Here is an 18,602-nt window from a genome sequence, read left to right as displayed (position 1 = left end):
GTTTCCGACAGGAGAACGATTCGATGAGCGAAACCTGGCACGCGAGTACGGACGTCCTGGTGATCGGCGGCGGTCCGGCCGCCTCCTGGGCGGCGATCCACGCCCGGGAGTCCGGCGCCGACGTGATCCTGGTCGACAAGGGGTACTGCGGAACCAGCGGTGCCACGGCGCCGTCGGGTACCGGCGTCTGGTACGTCGCGCCGGAAGCCGAGGCACGCGCCTCGGCCAAGGCGGCCCGCGAAGCGCTGGGTGGCCACCTCGCCGACCACTACTGGATGGACCGCGTCCTCGACCAGACCTACACGAACATGAACCGGCTCGCCGTCGAAGGCCGCTACCCGTTCCCGGTCGACCCGGCGACCGGCGAGCACTTGCGCACCGGTGTGCAGGGGCCCGAGTACATGCGCCGGATGCGCGCCTGGCTCCAGCGGATCGGCGTCCGGATCCACGATCACTCCCCCGCACTGGAACTGCTCGTCGACAGCTCGGGCGCGGTGCGCGGCGCCGCGGGTCACCAGCGTCAGCTCGACCGCGACTACCGGATCACCGCGGGCGCGGTGGTGCTGGCCTCCGGTGGCTGCGCGTTCCTGTCCGGGGCGCTTGGCACCAATGTCGACACCGGCGACGGCGCCCTGATGGCCGCGGAGGTCGGCGCCAGGTTCTCGGGGATGGAATTCTCCAACGCCTACGCGATCGTGCCGAAGGGCTCCACGATCACCAAGACCGCGTACTACGGCTACGCCACCTTCTTCGGCGAGGACGGACGGGTGCTGGAAGACGCGGGCTCCACCAGGGGCCGGTCGGTGATCGCGCGAACCCTGGTGCGGGAGAAGGTGTTCGCTCAACTCGATCGCGCCGACGCGACCGTGCAGGCGCAGATGCGGCTCGGTCAGCCGAACTTCTTCCTCCAGTTCGACCGGCGCGGCATCGACCCGTTCACCCAGCGTTTCGAGATCGACCTGCTCGCCGAGGGCACCGTCCGCGGCACCGGGGGCCTCGATGTGGTCGACGACGACTGCGCCACCACGGTTCCCGGCTTGTTCGCGGCAGGCGACGCGGCGACCAGGGAGCGCATCTGTGGCGGCTTCACCGGCGGCGGGAGTCACAATGCGGCGTGGGCGATGTCGTCGGGCAGCTGGGCCGGAGCGGGCGCCGCGCGCTATGCCCGCTCCGCGTCGCGCGGCGGCGAGGTCCAGGGTGCGGGCCGAGTCGGGTTGCGGCCCACCGGTTCCGGATCGTTGACCGCCGCCGAGGTGGTAACGGCCGCGCAGCACGAGCTGATCCCGTTCGAAAAGAACTATCTGCGCCACGGCGATCGGCTGCGGCCCGCACTCGCCCGACTGGACGAGCTGTGGAACGCGGCAGCGGCGGAACTGGGCGGGGCGACCGGCGACGAGCGGGTGCGGGCCAGGCAGGCCGCGGCGATCACCGCGGTGGGCAGGCTGATGTATCGATCGACGTTGTCGCGCACCGAGACTCGCGGCATGAGCAAACGCGCCGACCATCCCGGCACCGACCCGGCACAGCATCACCATGTGGTCTCCGGCGGACTCGACGCACCGTGGACCGGTACGGCGCTGACCCACAACTCCGGCCTGGCGGTGGCGTCGTGATCGAACTGCTGCGCGCGCAGGACTGCATCGGCTGCGACAAATGCGTGCTCGCCTGCCCCACCAACGTCTTCGACCGCACCGACACCGGAATACCGGTTATCGCACGGCAATCCGATTGCCAGACCTGCTTCATGTGCGAGGCCTACTGCCCGGCGGACGCGCTCTACGTCGCTCCCGATGCCGCGCCGCTCGCACCGACGGCCACGCTGCCGGCCGAGCAGATCGGCCGCTACCGCGAGAAGCTCGGCTGGGGCAACGGCCGGATCGCGGGCGCCCGTCTCGCCGTGGGTCCGCGGCTGCCGCACGGCGCACCGCCGCCCCGGCTCACCCCTTGAGGACGTCCTCCGGCCACCGCAGCGCGCCGAAGAGCGGATCGTCGTAGACGGTGGGTTCGACGACCGGCTCCGGCACCCGGAGCAGGTCGGCGGTGCTCACCTCGGCGAAGTCGTATCGCCCGTTCTCGCACTGCAATTCGACCAGCGAGATCGCCGAGACCGTGTCGTCGAGGGTGAAGTCGGCGAACCCGTCCTCCGCGAACGCCGCACGCAGCGGCCCGACCGGCGTGGCGCGGGTGGCGTGGGCCAGTGCCAGATACGGGCGCAGCGGCTCACCGAATTCGGGAATCCGTTCCCGGATCCACACGTCGGTCAGCGCGCCGGTCAGGTCCTCGCGCACACTCAGCAACTCCGCGGGCAGGGCGATCGGCAGGCGGACCGAGTCGGCGGTCACCACCGGCGGGCCGAACGCCATCTGGAACGGCGCGTGGTCGGCCAGCCGCGCCCTGGCGCCGGCGACCAGCGCCGCCAGGTGCATCCCCTTCACCCCGTCGACGAAGCCGATCCCCTGCACACCGACGCGCAGGCGGGCCGCGTCGACCTGCTCGAGCCCGGGCAGCCGGGCGATGGTGGGTGCGAAGATCTCCACCAGCTTGTCGGCGACCGGCTGGGTCGGGGTGACCTGCCAGTCATAGAACGAGCGTCCCGGAGTCCACCCCGGCCGCCACCACCAGCGGCTGGCAACAGTCATCTCGCCCGCGATCATGGTCCCACCTCCCGATCTCCGCCGCCGCTCCCAGCGACCACCCGGCTGACCGGCAGATCTGTCCGCCATCGACAGCTTCGACCAGTCACCCCGACACGCACCGGACACGATCGGCACCAATGCTGCGATGCCAGTTACCTCTCAGCGACGCTATTACCGGCACGGGAGGCCCGCAACACGGCGAGACCGATCCGTTGTACCTTCGATCCCTAGTCCACGCTTTCCACGGCGACCGGCCGGCTCGCACTACACTGGCCGTCATGCCTGTTCGTCGGCTGATCGCGTTGTCCGCGTTTGCCCTCCTGCTTCCCTTCACCGCGTCCGCCTGCACCATGACGGGCCACGGCACCACCTCCGAGTGCACCGTCAGCGGCTGCACCGTCACCTTCGATCGCGGGGTGAACGCGAAGGCCTCGGTCCTCGGCATCGATGCCGAACTGGTCGCCGTCGACGGTGACGTGGTCACCTTGAGCGTCGGCGGTCAGCAGGTCACCGTGCCGGTGGGGCAGTCGCAGGCATCCAACGGCATGGATGTCCGGGTCAGCGAAGTGACCCAGGACAAGGTCGTCGTCGTGCTCTCGACGGGCCTGAACCAGAACTGACGCCCCGGATTCCGGGACTGATCAGCCGAGCACGTTCGGCTGATCCAGGATCCAGCGCCAGCTACCGTCGGGCTGCCTGCGCGCTACCTCGACGGTAGCGCCGGTACCGCCGGGCAGCCGCGACGAAGTCAGTGCGAGATCGCCTGCTTGCAGCGCGGGCGCCTGCGGCCCCGGCTGGAACACCGGACGGTCGGCCACCAGGCGCGCGTAGGCCGCCCGGATCTCCTCGATCCCCGTCGCCACGACCCCGTCCGGCAGGGCGAGCACCGCATCGGATTCGTACAATTCGACCAGGCCGTCCACGTCGCCGGCGTTGAGCCGTTCGACCACCAGCCGGCTCAGATCCTCCGGACGCTGCGCTCGTTCCCGCACGCCGTCGACACTGTCGGTCATCGTCACCCTCCTCGACATGGGCTGTGCGCCAACGGTAACGCCGGGGTCCGACAGAACCGGACGTCCGGCTCCGTGCCCCGTGCAGGTCCCCGGAGACCGGCATAGCGAAACCCCCGAAAGCCGAGGGGCTTTCGGGGGTTTCGCGCGCACAGGTCACACCGTCACAGCGGCGGGAATCCCGCAGAGCCGGTCGCCATCCAGTTCCAGAAACCGGCGGCACGGTTGACCAGCAGGGCAATGACGTCGAGAGCAGTGCTTCCCATCAAGCTTCCTAACATTCGGACGAACGATTCGCCTGCCCACCATAGCAACTCGCTGCCGCCGATCACGACGCGATATCGCCGGCATTGGAGCATTACCAGCGAGCGCGTTCGTGTATTCGTCTCGCCGACAACGTGATCGCCGTTTAGGCAGGTGAGGCGGGTGCCGGCGCGAAATCTACCCGACGCTCCAGTTCCGCTCGGGTCGGCATGTCGGCCGATCAATTGCCGGTCGGGGCGCATTTCCGACCGGCACGGACGGTCCACAGAATTCGCCGTCGAAATATATAGTACCGAGGGAGCAAACCTTTCCGAAGTGAGACCGGTGGCGCCCCGACGAACACGGTGAGGACCGATGGCAGGCAACAGATACGAGCTCCTGCATCGCCCCTTGCTCGCCCGCGCCCCGCTCGATCAGAACAACGCGACCAGTCGCATCAGCGCCTACATCTACGGCAACATCCTGATCCTGGCCGCGCTGATCCCGGTCTCGCCGTCCGCGGAGAACGTCGGCATCCTCGTCGTCCTCGGCACCGCCCTGTCCACGTTCATCGCGCACTCCTTCGCCGAGAGCGTCGGTCGATCGGTGCGGCACAACCCGCCCCGCTCCACACCGCAGCGCTGGGCGAATCTGCGCGACTCGCTGCCCATCCTCAGCTCGGCGGTGGTGCCCTGCGCGATCCTGGCGTCCGCGGCGATCGGGTGGCTCGAACCGCGCACCGCCCAAATACTCGCGGAGGTGGTGATGCTGGTACGGATCGGCGGTATCGCCTTCGTCATCCATCGGCTCCAGGGGCGGGGTCCCGACCGTTCGACACTGATCGGGGCGGTACTCCTGACCTGCGCGGCCACCACCGTCGTCGCGGTCAAGGTCGTCTTGACCCACTGACCGGACACGAGATTCACCCGTTCCGGGTGAGGCCGCCGACGCGGTCCGCTGGTTGGCTGAAGTCGGCCGGCCACCGGGCGGACGGTCCCGAGGGAGGAGCGCTCGTGAACGCGTACCCACCCATCGACGAGCACGGCATCGTCGGTGATCTCCAGACCGCGGCGCTGGTCTCGTCCGCCGGAACGATCGACTGGTGGTGTGCTCCCCGATTCGATTCCCCCAGCGTGTTCGCCTCGCTGCTCGACAGCGAGAAGGGCGGGTACTGCTCGATCGCCGTCGACACCGCCGCAGCGGGCACCGTCCGCCAGCTCTACCTCCCGGACACGGCCGTCCTGGTCACCCGGTTCTCCGGGCCCGACGGCGTCGGCGAGGTCGCCGACTTCATGGCACCGATCGAGCACACCGCGCCCACCGACCGGCACCAGCTGGTGCGAGTCGTGCGGGTGGTGCGCGGAAGCCTGACCTTCGCCCTCGGGTGCCGCCCGCGGTTCGACTACGGCCGCGGCACCCACACCCTCGATCGCGCCGACGACCGCACCGCCGTCTTCCGGTCCGCCACCGCCGACCTCCATCTGCAGACCACCGATCCGATCGCGCTGCACACCGACGGCACGGATGTCACCGCACGATTCACGCTGGCCGCGGGTGAGCGAGCCGCCGTCGTGCTGACGACCACCGCCGCGGGCGCGCCCGTCGCGGCGGCCCCGGCGTGGGATGGCATCGCCGAGGAATTCGACCGGTGCCGTCACTTCTGGCAGACCTGGTTGCGCTCGTCGACCTACCGCGGCCGCTGGCGCGACGAGGTCAACCGTTCCGCGATCACCCTCAAACTGCTCACCTACGCGCCGACCGGTGCGCCCATCGCGGCGGCAACCATGGGACTGCCCGAGCAGATCGGCGGCGAACGCAACTGGGACTACCGCTACACCTGGATCCGGGATGCCTCCCTCTCGGTCCGGGCCTTGATGGACCTCGGGTTCACCGCGGAGGCCTACGCGTTTCGCCACTGGCTGCGCGACCGGGTCGAGGCGGGCGGGACGGTCTCGGGTGAACCGCTGCAGATCATGTACCGCGTCGACGGCGACCCCCGGCTGGACGAAGTGATCCTGACTCACCTGGAGGGCTACCAGGGTTCGGCGCCGGTTCGGGTCGGAAACGGCGCGGCCGACCAGATCCAGCTCGACATCTACGGCGAGGCGGCCGACGCCCTGGCCCAGGCCACCGATCTGGCCGCCATCACCGGATGGCGGACCTTCACCGGTCTCCTCGACTGGCTCGCCGACAACTGGGACCGGCCGGACGAGGGAATCTGGGAGACACGCGGCGGCAGACAGGAATTCACCTACAGCAGGCTGATGACCTGGGTGGCCTTCGACCGCGGCATCCGGATGGCGACCGAGCAGGCCAGACCCGCCGAGCTGGCCCGCTGGACGGCCGAACGCGACGCGGTCTTCCGCGAGATCGTCGAGCGGGGCTGGAGCGAGCAGCGCCAGGCGTTCGTGCAGCACTACGCCACCGAGGTGCTCGACGCGTCGCTGCTGCTCATGCCCCGCATGGGCTTCCTGTCACCGACCGATCCGATGTGGCTGAGCACCCTCGACGCGATGGACCGGGAGCTGGTCAGCGACAGCCTGGTCTACCGCTACGACCCCGAGGCCTCGCCGGACGGTCTGCGCGGGACCGAAGGCACCTTCAACCTGTGCAGCTTTCTGTACGTGGAAGCACTCGCGCGGACCGGCAGGCTGCAACAGGCCCGCTACGCCTTCGACAAGATGCTCACCTATGCCAATCACGTCGGTCTGTTCGCCGAGGAGATCGGTCCGTCCGGCGAGCAACTGGGCAATTTCCCGCAGGCATTCACCCACCTGGCTCTGATCGCCGCCGCCCTCGCACTCGACGAGGAACTCGATCGCGCCGAGGCCGAGCCGCCGTCCACAACCACGAGGAGTCGAAAATGACGAGCGATACACCACCGGCGCACCGCCCCCCGCCCGAGGCAGAGCCTTTTCAGCGGCAGGCCGTCGCGGAGGGAATATCCGTCGTGGCCGGGTGCATGCTTCTCATCTTGGCGGCAGTCTCGGTCCTGCAGGGTATCTCCGCCCTGCAGAGCGACGAAATATATGTCGCCGGAACCGAATATGTGTACAAATTCGACACCACGACCTGGGGCTGGGTCCATGTCGTGCTCGGCGTGCTGGCGCTGGTCGTCGGCGTCGGGTTGGTAATGGGGACGACCTGGGGCCGATACAGCGCGCTGGGAGTCGCCGCGTTGGTGATCGTCGCGAATTTCTTGTCCCTGCCGTACTACCCGGCCTGGTCCCTCGTGATCATCGGGCTCAGTGTGGCCGTCATCTGGGCCGTCATGGCCTGGCAGCCCCAACACTGAGTCCATTCCGGCGATGTGCGACGACGATCGGCGGTGCGCACGGTGAACGATGACTCCGCGGCTCGGATCCCATGCTGGGCGGCCAGGGCGGCCTTCCTCTTCGCCACGATGACAGCCGTGATTCCGGTGCTGTTCGCGGGGGTGGTCGGGACGCTCGGGTTGCTGATCGTTGGTACCGGCGGCGTCGTGGTCACGGTCGCCGCGCTGTACTGGTTTCTGACCATCAACGGCCCGGCGCGCTGGGTGTCGCTGGCGATCGCGGTGCTGTCGCCGATCTTCGTCGTCGTGGCCTTCGTGCGCGCCCACCTGCTGTGGGTGGCGCTGCTCGCCGCCGGATCGGCCCTGCTGGCGCTCGCCTGCGCGCGCGTCGCGCTGCGCACCGGGAGTCCGCGCACCGCCGCGGTCGAGCAGCCCGCCCCGCAGGCCCGGCATCCGTTCCTGATCATGAATCCGCGTTCCGGCGGTGGGAAGGTCGAGAAGTTCGATCTGCGCCGCAAAGCCGAGGAACTCGGCGCCGAGGTTGTCCTGCTGGAGGGCTCCGTCGATGTCGAGGCGCTGGCCAGGCAGGCCGTCGCCCGAGGCGCGGATCTGCTCGGGGTGGCGGGCGGTGACGGCACCCAGGCGCTGGTGGCAGGCATCGCCGCCGAGCACGGACTGCCGTTCCTGGTGATCAGCGCGGGGACCAGGAACCACTTCGCGATGGACCTCGGCCTCGACCGCGCCGATCCGGCCGCCGGACTCGACGCCCTCCGCGACGGGGTGGAGCTGCGCGTCGACCTCGGCCGCATCAACGGCCTGCCCTTCGTCAACAACGCGTCTTTCGGCGTCTACGCCGAGATCGTGCGCAGTCCCGCCTACCGCGACGACAAGACCGCGACAGTCTTGCGCCTGCTCCCCGATCTCCTCGCCGGGCACGCGGGCAACCGGCTCGTCGTGCGCGTCGACGGCACGACGATCACGGGGCCGCAGGCGATCCTGGTCAGCAACAACCCCTACGGCACCAGCGATCTCGCCGGGCTGAGCCGACGGGATCGTCTCGATCGCGGCACGCTCGGCGCGGTCACCCTCTCGGTCGCGAAAACCCGCGACGCGGTCGGCCTGATCCGTCGCACCCGCAGCCGCGGCCTGACACAGCGGACCACGCTCGAAGTCACCGTCGACACCGACGCACCGCGGATCCCGGTCGGCGTCGACGGCGAATCCCTTCAGTTCGACACCCCCGTGCGCTGCGTCATCGAATCAGGTGCGCTGCGCGTGCTGGTACCGCGAAACCGGCCGGGAACCCCTGCCACCGCGCCCACGATCGATTGGCTCCGGCTGCGGGACTTGGCTATTCACGGCGATACCGGAGAACTTCGCCGAACGCGGTGAGCGATTCCGGCCACGGTGATCGTGGCGCCGAGGCGGCAGAGACCCCGATCCGTGCGGACCGGAGTCTCTTTGGTCTGCCGAACCGGCTCTTCACGCCAGGCGCGCGCCTGATATGAAGGTGCAGATGGGACGTAAGAAGTTGCTGGAGCCGACCCTGGCGGAGTTGCCGCACGGGCCGCATGGCCTTGCTCGTGAGCTGGTTACCGGGTCACAGCGGCAGCGGCTTTTGTACGGGGTGACGGTCGTCGTCGCGGATCGCGGCTATCTCACTGTGACGATCGCGGATATCGCTGCGGCGGCGAAGGTTTCGCGCCGGACGTTCTACCAGCACTTCCCGGACAAGGAAGCGTGCTTCCTCGCCGCGGCCGAGACGGGCCGGGATCTGATGATCGAGCATCTCGAGCACGTGATGAGGGAGGTATTCGCCGGACCGGTGGAGCCGTTCGAGGCACTGCGGCTGGGAGTTCGCGAATACCTCACCCTGTTGCGTGACGAACCGTCGTTCGCCCGCTCGTTCTATCTGGAGACCGCCCCGGCCGGGCCGCGCGCGATCGAGTCGTTCGAGCGATGCCAGCACTGGTTTGCCGGGTTCATCCGATCATGGCGTGCAGCGGCAGGCCCCGTTGATCCATCGGTGCCGGACGACGCGTATCTGGCGGTGACCGATGCGACCAACGAGGCCGTCCGCAGGACCCTGCGCGCCGGAGGTAACTTGCTCGAGCTCGAGGACATGGTGTTGTACATCCACCGCACGCTGCTCGGGCTGGAAATCCCTGCCGGCTAGGGCACGACTTTGTCGCCCGGCCCGGTGAGGTCGCAGGAATCGTCGTCGCTGGTGTTGCCGCCTTCGGAAACAATCCTCGCGAACACCTTCGCGCAGTTGGCCCGAACGGTGTCGGAGGTGTTTCCCCGGATGGTGGAGTTCCGCAATATCACGGTGCCCACTGGAAAATTCACCACGTCCGTCACCTGCTGTGGAAGGGTGTCGAGGTAGGCGGGCGCCACGTTGATGCCACCACCCGCGTCCGAGGCGCTGTTTCCGGTGACGGTCGCACGATCGAAAGTCACCACGCCCCGGCCCCGGACGTCTACGCCGCCGCCGCGTCCAGCGAATCCACCCGGGCGGTACCACACTTCGGGATTGACCACGCGGTTGTCGGAGATCGTCGAGTCGGTGAAGGTGCAGGTGTTATCGCATCGCACGCCGCCCGCTTCGCCGGATGTGTTGCCGGTGATGGTCGTGTTTCTCGTCTGCAGGTCCGACCCCGGCACGTTGAAGATCCCGCCGCCGTACCCGGCGCTGTTACCCCGGACCACGACATCGTCGAGTACGAGATTCGACGAATTGGAAATTCCGCCGCCGCCGGTGTCGTAGTACGGGATCTCATGCTGCGCGGTGACTCCGCCGGTCACGGTCGATCCCGTCAACGTCACGGGCGCGGAGATACTGAGCACCCTGTCGATCCCATTGGCATCCAACACTGTCCGGTCGCGGCCCGCGCCACGCAGCGTCGTCGGCGCGGTGAGGTTCAGGTCTCCCGTGGTCGGATCCGGGTTGCGGCCCTGCACTTTCTGTGGGTCGGGCGGGATCGTCAAGATGTAGCGCCCCTCGGGCACCACGACTGTGCTCCCCGGCCGGGCATTGGCCGTCTGAACCGCCGCTCGCAGGGTGCAGGTGCCGGAGGCAGTACGGCATAACCCGCTTTGTGGATCGGCCGCGACGCCGTCTGCTGTGGTGTCGACTGTGATCACCGTGGGAGAACCGGGTGCGTTGTCGGCGTAGGCCGCCCCGGGAAATCCGCCTGCGGAACCAACGATCAGGGCTGTGATGGCGACGGCGCGGGCCGCCGCGGGGGATGTGCTCGTCCTCATAAAGTTACTGATCCAATTCACGAACATCGAGTGAGGTACGCCCGCGTATGAGTGAGGTACGCGAGCGTATACCACTATGTCGCAGAGTGGTGCTCCTCGGGCGTGTTTCCGGAAATCCGTTTCGGAGTTACGGATTCGCCTCGCTCGGCCCGGCGCTGATCCAAGATCGACCGTTTCCCGTGACACAGCGGAACGGCTTCATACGGCACACCGTTCGGCGGTCCCGGTGAAGTTCATCCCAGGGGCGCACACCAGTACGACCTGGGGCTGATGTCTGCAGTGCGATGCGCTGAAAGGATCGTGCAGACCACCGAGGCCGTACACCGCTCAGGAGCAATCGAATGGACCTGCACACCAGCAACTTTCTGCCGGTTGCGACCGCTGCGAGCGTCGTACTGCTGGCCGTGGCCGAATGGACACCGCGCCCGGTCCGTGCGGCGTGGACCGCGGCTGCCTTCCTGTTGACGGTGCTGTGCGGAGCGGCATCGGTGGCGGCCCAGGGCTGGCGTTGGCAGTTCTGGCCGGTGGCCGTCGCGGCCCTCGTAACCGGTGGGGTTGCGTGGTACCGACTGAGGGCGGCGCCGGCCCGATCAGGCGACCGAAGCCGTGGCAAACGCGTGGCCGCCGCTCTGGACGTGCGGCGGTCGGGACGACGGTTGTCGAGTTGGTCGACAAGCAGCGCGAAAAAACCGCGACGCCGGCACCGGACGACCGGAGATTCGTGACGGTGCAGCTGTGGTATCCCGCCGCCCGAGGCGGCGGGCCGGATGCACCCCTGTTCGGGCGTGACGACACCGAGGCGCGAACGGTCGCCGACGGAACGGCGGAGATGTACGGCATGCCGTCGTTCGTGCTGGACGACGCGGTGAAGGCCCGGAGGAGGTCAGCTCTGGACGCGTCCCCCGCGCCCGATGGACCACGTTGGCCAGTCGTGCTGTTCTCCCCCGGGCTGGGCGGGGTGCGGACCCAGAGCACGGTGTGGGCACAAGAACTCGCGAGTCACGGCTACGTCGTGGCCGCCGTCGACCACCCGTACGACTCCGGAGTCGTGGTCCGGCGTGACGGGACAGTGGTACGCAGCACCGTGACCGCAACGGGCAACGATTCCGAAGACGAGCGGGGGGCAGCGGTGTGGACGGACGGAGGTACGCGCGGCGGACCTCCGGTTCGTGCTCGACGCACTGGAGAACATCGACCGTGGTCAGCTCTCCGACGTCGGCGCTGCGGGGTTACTTGCCGGTCGGCTCGATGTGGATCGCGCGGCGGTGGCCGGTCATTCGCTGGGTGGTGCCGCCGCGCTACTCGCCGCCGCTGCCGAACCCAGCTACCGGCTCACTGTCCCTGGCGCGGCGCACCTCGGGTTCACCGACGCACCGCTGTATCTCCCGCCTATTCCTGCGCTGCTCGGGACGCTGAAACGTGAAGAGAGCCTGCGGATCCCAGCCGAGGCGTCGCGCGCGTACCTGGACGCCGAGCTCCGCGGCCAGGGCAATGGGCTCACGAACACGCTCGCCGAGCTCGGAACGCTGGATCAGCCGTCATAGGTGCGGCGCTGTACGGCCAACCCAGGAAGGGAATCTATGAAAACGATCGACTCAGGTCTGCGGACGGACTCCTCGCGAAGGCCGGCGCTCGAATCCATCTGCGCCACGCTGCGGCGGATCGTCGGGCACATCATCTCACCGGGCCGTCTCGCTGCCCCGGTTGCCCTGGCGGTGCTGGTATCGGGTCTGGGCACCCTGAGCGGCCCGGAGGCACGCGCGTCCGAGGTCACCCAGCGCAGCTACACCAATGCCGCGGGCACCCGCGACTACTACCTACACGTCCCGCCCGGCGACACGGCGGGCAAGCCCCTGATGATCTACCTGCACGGCTGCACCGATCCGCAGGCGCAGCTGGCCGGCAACGAGTTCGCTCTGACGCGGGTCGCCGACGAAATGGGCTTCGTTCTCGCCTACCCGATCCAGACCCGAGCGGCCAACGAGCGCCACTGCTGGAACTGGTTCGATCCGGCCAACCAGCAGCGCGAGACCGGTGAGCCGTCGATTGTCGCGGGCATCACCAACACCCTGATCGAGGAGTTCGGGATCGATCGCGACCGGGTCTATGTCGGCGGCTACTCTGCGGGCGGCGGCATGAGCACGGTCATGGCCGCCACCTACCCGGACCTGTACGCCGCGATCGCGCCGATGGCCGGAGGGCCGTACGGGATCAACCCGCAGCCGCCACACGCGGACCTCACCGGCGCCAGCATCGTCGCGGCCATGGGCCCGCGCGCCCGCCCGGTCCCCGCCTTCTTCCTCCAGGACCTGGCTGACCAGACCAGCCTCTACCCGATCGGGCGCGCCAACATCCTGCAGTGGCTCGGAGCCGACCGGCGTGCGGGCAACCTCACCCTCGCGGACACCCCGACCGCCGTCACCACCACCGCCGACCCGGTGCCCGCGACCATCGAGCACTACTCGAACCAGGGCTGCGAGCTGGCTCAATTCCTCACGCCGATCGGTCCGGATCACATCGGCGGCGGGCTACTGATGCAATCAACCAACGGTCTGGCCCTGCAGCGCAGAATGATGAACTTCCTCCTGGCGCACCGACTTCCCGGCCCGCAACGAGCCTGCTGAACCCGGCCGTCCGGCGCCCCGCTGATCCGTTACATCTCGACCCCTCCGATTCCGTCGGAGGTCGCTGTCGGGCTCCTATTCGCGAGAGTGCGTGCGTACTCCGTGAGTATGCCCGCACGCTGTCGAAACACCCTGCACCCGTACGGAATTCGGGAAGGCCATCCACCTCGGCAGCACTGCCCGGATCACAGGTGACACCGGGTCGATGGCGGCCTCGCAACCACCCGGCTCTCCCAGCACGATCGAAGGTGTGTTCCCATGACTCGTCTTCTCCCTCGGTGCAGACCTCGCCGTATCCGACTCGTGTCGACCCCGGCGCTGCCTCTTCTGTGACGTACTACTCCGGCGTACTGGGTGGCCGGAAGTCCACCTGTAGAATCGGCTCCTTCAACGAAGATTTCGGCATGTTGGTCCGCCGTCGGTGATCCTGCGATTTCGATCGCACTCGATAGGCCACTTCCGTGGACGATGTCGAGCGCGTTCCGTTTGTGACCGTTTTGAGGCTGATGACCCGGTCTCCACGATGATCTCCCGTGACGGCAGCGACCCCGCCTCGGATGTCTCCGACGCGGCCGCAAGCGAAAAGAGCTGCTATGAGCTACTTTTCGAGCACTCGACACCACTACTTCTGCGCGGCCTTGTACTCGCGACGACGGCGGTGCAGGATCGGCCGCCATCACCGAACCGCGTGCACGTAGTCGACGTTCGCACGATCGATGACGACCTCGCCGTCGGCCGGGGCCGCTTCGGTCGTGGCGTGGAGTATAGGGCGGCTTCACCGCGGAGTCACGCCGAAAGACCGGCTGCTCAGTCGCGTCTCGCCGCCGCGCCGACCATAACGAGGACAACGCCGCCCACCGCGGCACCCCCGCCGAGCCGCAGCAGCCACGTCGACGCGGTTCGCGCGGAGCCCGCCCGCGACTCGTAGCCCTGGGTCGACCGGGACGAGTAGCAGACATCGCCCTCGCTCATGCGCTGACCGTCGCACCGCGGATTCTCGGCGTCGTTGCCCGCGACGAAACTCGTGCCGATGAATACCAGGCCGATCAACACTGCAGCGATGCCAAACCCGATCATCCCGGACCGCGCACTCGACTGTTTGGTATCGGACATGTCCACCCCCATAATGGCCGACAATCCGCGTGGATCGCTCGGCACTGCGATCGAATCATAATCTGGCCCAATAACTTCGGCAATTTGCGCGATACTCGAGATCAGCATTCCTTCCGGCTGTCGGGACAGCGAGCGGTTCCAGTCCGAGTGACTTCGACGACACCGTGCGCGCCGCTGAAGCTATCCGGCACCGTCGTCGTCCCCCGCCAGAGCTACCCCCATCGCCCCCCAGTGTGATGTCACGGTGGGCTCCGGCTGCCTACTATCGGTCGCGCCGTCCGTGGCAATTGCGAAAACCTCCAGCAGACAGGGATCGGAATCATGAGACCCATAGATCGTGCGGGCAGCGCGTTCCCACACGCTGAACTGTCCACCGGCCGGCGCCGGTTGCGCAGGTTCCGGTTCCCCGTCCTGGTGCTGGTGTTGCTCGGCGTGATCGCGGCGTTCGCCGGGATCGACCGGCTCGTCGCGCCCGTCCCGGCGCTCGCGCTGCCGGTGGGGATCGGTCTGGCAGGCGCCGGGGTGGTCGGCTACCGCTGGCTGTCTCGAACCGTCGAGTCACGACCGAGCGTCCACGAATTCGCGACCGCGGGCATGTGGTTCTGGTTGTGGCGTGGGATTTTGCTGGGGTCCGGCCTGTTCACCGCGATGATGCTGCTCATCGCGGCGTTCGGGGGCCTCCAGGGTCTGTCTTGGGGCTCGGTCGGCGGATTCCTCGCGACCGCCGGCGCGATGGCGGCCGTTGCGGTCGCCGAGGAGATCCTGTTCCGCGGGATCGTGTTCCGCATCTTGGAGGAACGTACCGGCACCGTGGTGGCGCTGGTCGTGTCCGCGCTGCTGTTCGGCGCGGCACACCTGGTCAATGGCGACGCCACGCTGCTGGGCACACTCTCGATAGCCGTGACCGGCGGAACCCTGACCGCCGCCGCCTACGTCGCGACCCGCTCACTGTGGCTGCCGATCGGCCTGCACTTCGGCTGGAACTTCATCCAGGGTGGTGTCTTCGGTGTCACGGTGTCCGGCTCAGGCACCGCGTCCAACGGCCTGCTGCACACCAGTCTGTCCGGGTCCTCCCTGCTGACCGGCGGCGCATTCGGGCCGGAGGCCAGCCTGTTCGCGCTGCTGGTCTGCCTGGTGCCCACCGCCGTCCTGCTGCGTCGGGCCGCCCGCACCGGCCAGATCCGGCACCGCCAACGAGGCACTTCGGCGCGCGGCAGCAGCTCGCGCCCGAGCAGTCGCGTGATGTCGAACCCGATTTCCGATTAACCGTGTGCGTATCAACGTAATTCGCAACCGAGGCCGGCCGTCAGCGGCCTCTTGCGATGCGCTCGGCGCGGTGGGACAGCTCGGCGAACGCGTCGCGCAATGTCTGCGGGCCGATGACCTCGATGCCGGTGTCGAACCGCATCAACGTGGCTGCGAGCCCGGCCCACGACCAGGATGCGATCAGCAGTCGAGTGCGGGCGGGACCGAGTTCCTCGACGACGCCGTCACCGGCGAACGGTGCCACGCGCGCGGCGGCGAGATCGAGGATCACCTCGCCGCAGCACGGCCAATTGTCCGCACCCTCGGAGCCTTTGAACCGGGCGGAGACGAAGGCGGCAACGTCGCCACCCGGCAGCTGCCGGGGTGTGAAGCGCGGCCCGCGGGGGTGCAGGCGCTACCCCGACGGAACTGGTCCCGCAGGATTGATCGGCCGCTGGTGACCATGCTCGAGTTCAGCTCCTGACTGATCGCGGATCCGCAGCCCCATGTCGAAAGAACCAACCCACACCTCGTACCACCCTTCGTGGAACGTGGCATCGAAATGAGGGCCACCCATCATCTTCTCGTCATGGTCATCATCGTCGTAATCGATTGTGAACTCGTCCCCGGGGCGCATCCAGTAGTCCTCCCCCCATGGTTCGATGCGGACCTGCAGCACCGTCCCGCTCCCATTTCTCAACCTGATGGCCGCCACGGAACAAACCTACGAGACCGCCTGATTCGTTCAGCAACCGTATGGCGGGATCAACTCGCCGCGGTGGTGGATGAGATGTGACCAGCACCAAGTCCTAGCCTGGCGTGGCCGCAGGTCCCTGTCCGTCAGCCTGAAGACCAGTACTTTCAGGTACTGGCGTGGCAGGGTCGGCCTGATCTGGACGTTGGTGGCCGCATTCAATCTTGGCGCCTGATCGGTCCCGGATGGTGCAGCCGTCTCGGGAGACCACCCAAACGACTATCCCGTTGTCGAGCCATGACACCTCGAACGGCCCGGCATCGATCGCCTGCTCGGCAAGGTCGGCATCATCGAATTCGACCGTGAGCGCATCACCTGGCCGCATCCAGTAGTCCTCGCCCCAAGGCTCGATCCAGACAACGAGCGTCGTGTCTGAATGCGGATTCGACAGCAAGATCTTGGGCACTGCCAGAGCCTAGGCCACCATAGGCGGCCAGCATCAGCCTTCGGCGCCTAGGGTCGACGTGCGCATATGCCTCTTGTCACGCATCCCCGGTCCACGATTGGCCCTGGTCTGGGTTGGCCTGCGAATGAAGGGGGCTGGCTACCCGCCTGCGCCGTAGGGCCTGCCCTTCGTGCGCAGAGTCTCGCGGGTCAAGGGTGGCGATAGCCATCACGTGGTGACGCCGCAGGCGCCCTTGACGCGATGCCGTCACGGCGGCGCAAGCCGTCGTGGACTCGGACCGGACATCTTCCGATAAAAGGCCCGTCGCCTGCGGTTCGGTCAGCGCGGTATGCGGCACGCACTGTGCTGTCGGGATCCGGAACTGCCACTGGGACATAATCATTCGGTGGTAGCTACAGGCGCTGCCGACAGGACAGGGCTGGCCAACTCGAAATACGAGTACTGCCGGATCTTCATCACCGGGGGATTCCACCCCGACACCTGCGACCGCACCTAAACCGGCCACAGTACAAGCACGAACAGCAGCACCGCGACCAGGCCACCGACCACCAGATCGCGGCGCATCCGCCGAGGGTACGTCCGGCGCCGTCACCCCAGGGGATTTCGACGACGTGGAGTCGGATCAGCCGTCGTTGGCGGCCTTGAACTCGCGACGACGGCGGTGCAGGATCGGCTCGGTGTAGCTACATGGGACCAATTACCTAGCCTGACCTGCTGTTACTTCCAACGGTTATCAGCCTATGACCGTTTTTGTGGACGTTTTGGCCGGAGTCAGCGGGCACAACCAGCCCTCACGCGCATCAGCCAGATCGACAACCCTACGCGCGTCAGGCACGTAGTGCCGTGCTATTACAGGAGAATCCACCTCATACCCGAGGATCAGCCGAGCGGCCGGCAGGTCGTGCTTTTCCGCTACACGGGTGGTTCTATACCCGTTCCCCTGTTGTGGTTTTGATGACTGATCTGTGCGTGGACACAGCAGTTGCGAGAGGCGGGGTGTCATGCCCAGGCCTGAGATGGCCTGCTTGAAGTAGCCAGCTGGGTGTGAGAGAGCACGAGCGCTGCCAGGACTGTTCAGGATGGGGGTTGGGCGCCGGTGACGACGAGGAAGGGGACGAGGAAATGGTCGAAGGCGTCTCAGGGCCAGGCAGAGGAGGCGATGTCCAGACCCTGCCAGCGCTGATAGTTGTGAGTGGACCGGCGGGTAGCGGCAAGACCACTCTCGCGCACACGACCGCCCAGCAGCTCGGAGTTCCCGCGGTAATACGCGACGAGATCAAACAGGGCATGGTCCTGACCGCTGGCCAGGCACTCGAGCGGGGTTGGGATGAGCTGAATATGCCTACGCTGACAGCATTTTTCGATGTCCTCGGCGTGTTGGCGCGGGCTGTTGTCACGGTGGTCGCCGAAGCTGCTTTCCAGCGGCGATTGTGGGTTCCGAACTTGCTACCGCTTGTCTCGGTCGCCGATATCCGGATCATCCACTGCACAGCCTCTACCTCGGCGATTCGAGACCGGATTATCCGCCGCGCCGAGATCAACCCTCATCGCCGGGCGCACAATGATGGAGATCTCATCGCGGAGATCACCGCTGGCAGTCACTCGGTTGAGCGGTTCGAATCGGTCGATCTCGATGCGCCCGCGCTCACCGCCGATACAACCGATGGCTACTGTCCAGATCTCGAAGCGATCGCCGGTTCGCCAAACTCCCGAGGTGACGACTGCACGCTGCGGATACTTGACCGGTCTCGGTGCTCCCCTCAGTCGTCTAGCGGAGAGAAGTTGGGTGTTGGTTCCTTCTGGGCGTGGGAACGTCCATCGTGTCGACCTCGATCGCGTGGGATGGTCCCACCTGAGCTCGCTGTGGCACAGGTTCCACGGGGCTGAAGGCGTGGGCGCAACGTTTGGGGTGATTGACGGAGAGTATTTCCTGTTGGGTCCCGCGGACGTAATCGTGGGTGCGGCGCTCGGGCATGCCGAGCATCGTCGGCGACACCGATTACGAACGATCCACAGCCTGCATCTGCGGATCG

General features: G+C 67.4%; 19 protein-coding genes and 1 pseudogene. 13 read left to right on the top strand and 7 right to left on the bottom strand.

The features are described 5' to 3' along the window. Positions 1-23: 23 nt before the first annotated feature. Entirely contained in the window at positions 24-1,613 is a 1,590-nt protein-coding gene (locus tag ACWF82_RS10065; RefSeq protein ID WP_452499848.1) for an FAD-binding protein, read from the top strand. After that, complete coding sequence (locus ACWF82_RS10060) at positions 1,610-1,948, top strand: 4Fe-4S dicluster domain-containing protein (protein ID WP_452499846.1); 339 nt, start codon at positions 1,610-1,612, stop codon at positions 1,946-1,948. Before ACWF82_RS10065 ends, ACWF82_RS10060 begins: the two co-directional genes overlap by 4 nt. On the opposite strand, the gene ACWF82_RS10055 is transcribed toward ACWF82_RS10060, so the two are convergent. Then, entirely contained in the window at positions 1,938-2,639 is a 702-nt protein-coding gene (locus ACWF82_RS10055) for a hypothetical protein (RefSeq protein ID WP_452499845.1), read from the bottom strand. The two genes, ACWF82_RS10060 and ACWF82_RS10055, sit on opposite strands and share 11 nt — an antisense overlap. Before the next feature lie 275 nt (positions 2,640-2,914). Between ACWF82_RS10055 and ACWF82_RS10050 the strand changes: the two genes are divergently transcribed. After that, positions 2,915-3,256, top strand: coding sequence for a hypothetical protein (locus tag ACWF82_RS10050; protein WP_452499843.1), 342 nt, complete (start codon positions 2,915-2,917; stop codon positions 3,254-3,256). Between the two features lie 21 nt (positions 3,257-3,277). Here the strand turns inward: ACWF82_RS10050 and ACWF82_RS10045 are convergent, their stop codons facing one another. Next, positions 3,278-3,649: a YybH family protein gene (locus tag ACWF82_RS10045; RefSeq protein WP_189028039.1), complete on the bottom strand. Its 372-nt coding sequence runs from the start codon at positions 3,647-3,649 to the stop codon at positions 3,278-3,280. A gap of 615 nt (positions 3,650-4,264) precedes the next feature. Here ACWF82_RS10045 and ACWF82_RS10040 point away from each other — a divergent pair. The 5 genes from ACWF82_RS10040 (at position 4,265) to ACWF82_RS10020 (ending at position 9,339) form a co-directional block, all read left to right on the top strand. Further along, a complete protein-coding gene (locus tag ACWF82_RS10040) occupies positions 4,265-4,798 on the top strand; it encodes a hypothetical protein (RefSeq protein ID WP_452499841.1) in 534 nt (177 codons plus the stop codon). Positions 4,799-4,902: 104 nt separating this feature from the next. Further along, on the top strand, positions 4,903-6,756 hold the full coding sequence (locus tag ACWF82_RS10035; RefSeq protein WP_452499840.1) for a glycoside hydrolase family 15 protein: 1,854 nt from the start codon (positions 4,903-4,905) through the stop codon (positions 6,754-6,756). After that, on the top strand, positions 6,753-7,184 hold the full coding sequence (locus tag ACWF82_RS10030; protein ID WP_452499838.1) for a DUF7144 family membrane protein: 432 nt from the start codon (positions 6,753-6,755) through the stop codon (positions 7,182-7,184). Before ACWF82_RS10035 ends, ACWF82_RS10030 begins: the two co-directional genes overlap by 4 nt. Before the next feature lie 108 nt (positions 7,185-7,292). Continuing rightward, a complete protein-coding gene (locus ACWF82_RS10025; protein WP_452500052.1) occupies positions 7,293-8,555 on the top strand; it encodes a diacylglycerol/lipid kinase family protein in 1,263 nt (420 codons plus the stop codon). 112 nt (positions 8,556-8,667) lie between these two features. Continuing rightward, positions 8,668-9,339 (top strand): TetR/AcrR family transcriptional regulator, encoded by a 672-nt coding sequence (locus ACWF82_RS10020; RefSeq protein ID WP_452499836.1) that lies wholly within the window; start codon positions 8,668-8,670, stop codon positions 9,337-9,339. Here ACWF82_RS10020 and ACWF82_RS10015 read toward each other — a convergent pair. Beyond that, the gene (locus ACWF82_RS10015; RefSeq protein WP_452499834.1) at positions 9,336-10,427 is read right to left on the bottom strand and encodes a CSLREA domain-containing protein; all 1,092 of its coding nucleotides are present in this window, start codon (positions 10,425-10,427) and stop codon (positions 9,336-9,338) included. The genes ACWF82_RS10020 and ACWF82_RS10015 overlap by 4 nt on opposite strands. 412 nt (positions 10,428-10,839) lie before the next feature. Between ACWF82_RS10015 and ACWF82_RS10010 the strand changes: the two are divergent. From ACWF82_RS10010 to ACWF82_RS10000, 3 genes and pseudogenes are all read left to right on the top strand, one after another. Beyond that, positions 10,840-11,460: pseudogene (locus tag ACWF82_RS10010) on the top strand (alpha/beta hydrolase); the annotation flags it as partial. Positions 11,461-11,596: 136 nt separating this feature from the next. Next, positions 11,597-11,971: a hypothetical protein gene (locus ACWF82_RS10005; RefSeq protein WP_452500058.1), complete on the top strand. Its 375-nt coding sequence runs from the start codon at positions 11,597-11,599 to the stop codon at positions 11,969-11,971. A gap of 36 nt (positions 11,972-12,007) precedes the next feature. Further along, a complete protein-coding gene (locus ACWF82_RS10000; protein WP_452499832.1) occupies positions 12,008-13,051 on the top strand; it encodes an extracellular catalytic domain type 1 short-chain-length polyhydroxyalkanoate depolymerase in 1,044 nt (347 codons plus the stop codon). An 807-nt stretch (positions 13,052-13,858) separates the two neighbouring features. Here the strand turns inward: ACWF82_RS10000 and ACWF82_RS09995 are convergent. After that, positions 13,859-14,272, bottom strand: a complete 414-nt coding sequence (locus ACWF82_RS09995) for a hypothetical protein (protein WP_452499830.1) — start codon at positions 14,270-14,272, stop codon at positions 13,859-13,861. A 213-nt stretch (positions 14,273-14,485) separates the two neighbouring features. Here ACWF82_RS09995 and ACWF82_RS09990 point away from each other — a divergent pair, with 213 nt between their 5' ends. Then, positions 14,486-15,430 carry a CPBP family intramembrane glutamic endopeptidase gene (locus ACWF82_RS09990; protein ID WP_452499829.1) on the top strand — a complete coding sequence of 315 codons (945 nt, stop codon included), beginning with the start codon at positions 14,486-14,488 and terminating at the stop codon, positions 15,428-15,430. Between the two features lie 40 nt (positions 15,431-15,470). Here the strand turns inward: ACWF82_RS09990 and ACWF82_RS09985 are convergent, their stop codons facing one another. The 3 genes from ACWF82_RS09985 to ACWF82_RS09975 all read right to left on the bottom strand — a co-directional run bounded on the left by ACWF82_RS09985 (position 15,471) and on the right by ACWF82_RS09975 (position 16,569). After that, a complete protein-coding gene (locus ACWF82_RS09985; RefSeq protein WP_452499827.1) occupies positions 15,471-15,701 on the bottom strand; it encodes a hypothetical protein in 231 nt (76 codons plus the stop codon). 123 nt (positions 15,702-15,824) lie between these two features. Next, positions 15,825-16,088, bottom strand: a complete 264-nt coding sequence (locus ACWF82_RS09980) for a hypothetical protein (RefSeq protein WP_452499826.1) — start codon at positions 16,086-16,088, stop codon at positions 15,825-15,827. Positions 16,089-16,218: 130 nt separating this feature from the next. Beyond that, positions 16,219-16,569, bottom strand: coding sequence for a hypothetical protein (locus tag ACWF82_RS09975; protein WP_452499824.1), 351 nt, complete (start codon positions 16,567-16,569; stop codon positions 16,219-16,221). Positions 16,570-17,613: 1,044 nt separating this feature from the next. Between ACWF82_RS09975 and ACWF82_RS09970 the strand changes: the two genes are divergently transcribed. Next, positions 17,614-18,456, top strand: coding sequence for an AAA family ATPase (locus ACWF82_RS09970; RefSeq protein WP_452499822.1), 843 nt, complete (start codon positions 17,614-17,616; stop codon positions 18,454-18,456). Positions 18,457-18,602 lie beyond the last annotated feature (146 nt).

Source organism: Nocardia sp. NPDC055053, from assembly GCF_053608285.1.
Note: the sequence above shows the minus strand (reverse complement) of the source record. Positions and strands in the feature narration are given on the sequence as shown.

What these genes read in the sequence shown, in the direction of transcription:
- ACWF82_RS10065 (WP_452499848.1), top strand. Translation starts at nt 24, where the DNA reads ATGAGCGAAACCTGGCACGCGAGTACGGACGTCCTGGTGATCGGCGGC.
- ACWF82_RS10055 (WP_452499845.1), bottom strand. Translation starts at nt 2,639, where the DNA reads ATGACTGTTGCCAGCCGCTGGTGGTGGCGGCCGGGGTGGACTCCGGGA.
- ACWF82_RS10050 (WP_452499843.1), top strand. Translation starts at nt 2,915, where the DNA reads ATGCCTGTTCGTCGGCTGATCGCGTTGTCCGCGTTTGCCCTCCTGCTT.
- ACWF82_RS10045 (WP_189028039.1), bottom strand. Translation starts at nt 3,649, where the DNA reads ATGACCGACAGTGTCGACGGCGTGCGGGAACGAGCGCAGCGTCCGGAG.
- ACWF82_RS10040 (WP_452499841.1), top strand. Translation starts at nt 4,265, where the DNA reads ATGGCAGGCAACAGATACGAGCTCCTGCATCGCCCCTTGCTCGCCCGC.
- ACWF82_RS10030 (WP_452499838.1), top strand. Translation starts at nt 6,753, where the DNA reads ATGACGAGCGATACACCACCGGCGCACCGCCCCCCGCCCGAGGCAGAG.
- ACWF82_RS10025 (WP_452500052.1), top strand. Translation starts at nt 7,293, where the DNA reads ATGACAGCCGTGATTCCGGTGCTGTTCGCGGGGGTGGTCGGGACGCTC.
- ACWF82_RS10020 (WP_452499836.1), top strand. Translation starts at nt 8,668, where the DNA reads ATGAAGGTGCAGATGGGACGTAAGAAGTTGCTGGAGCCGACCCTGGCG.
- ACWF82_RS10015 (WP_452499834.1), bottom strand. Translation starts at nt 10,427, where the DNA reads ATGAGGACGAGCACATCCCCCGCGGCGGCCCGCGCCGTCGCCATCACA.
- ACWF82_RS10000 (WP_452499832.1), top strand. Translation starts at nt 12,008, where the DNA reads ATGAAAACGATCGACTCAGGTCTGCGGACGGACTCCTCGCGAAGGCCG.
- ACWF82_RS09995 (WP_452499830.1), bottom strand. Translation starts at nt 14,272, where the DNA reads ATGCTGATCTCGAGTATCGCGCAAATTGCCGAAGTTATTGGGCCAGAT.
- ACWF82_RS09990 (WP_452499829.1), top strand. Translation starts at nt 14,486, where the DNA reads ATGAGACCCATAGATCGTGCGGGCAGCGCGTTCCCACACGCTGAACTG.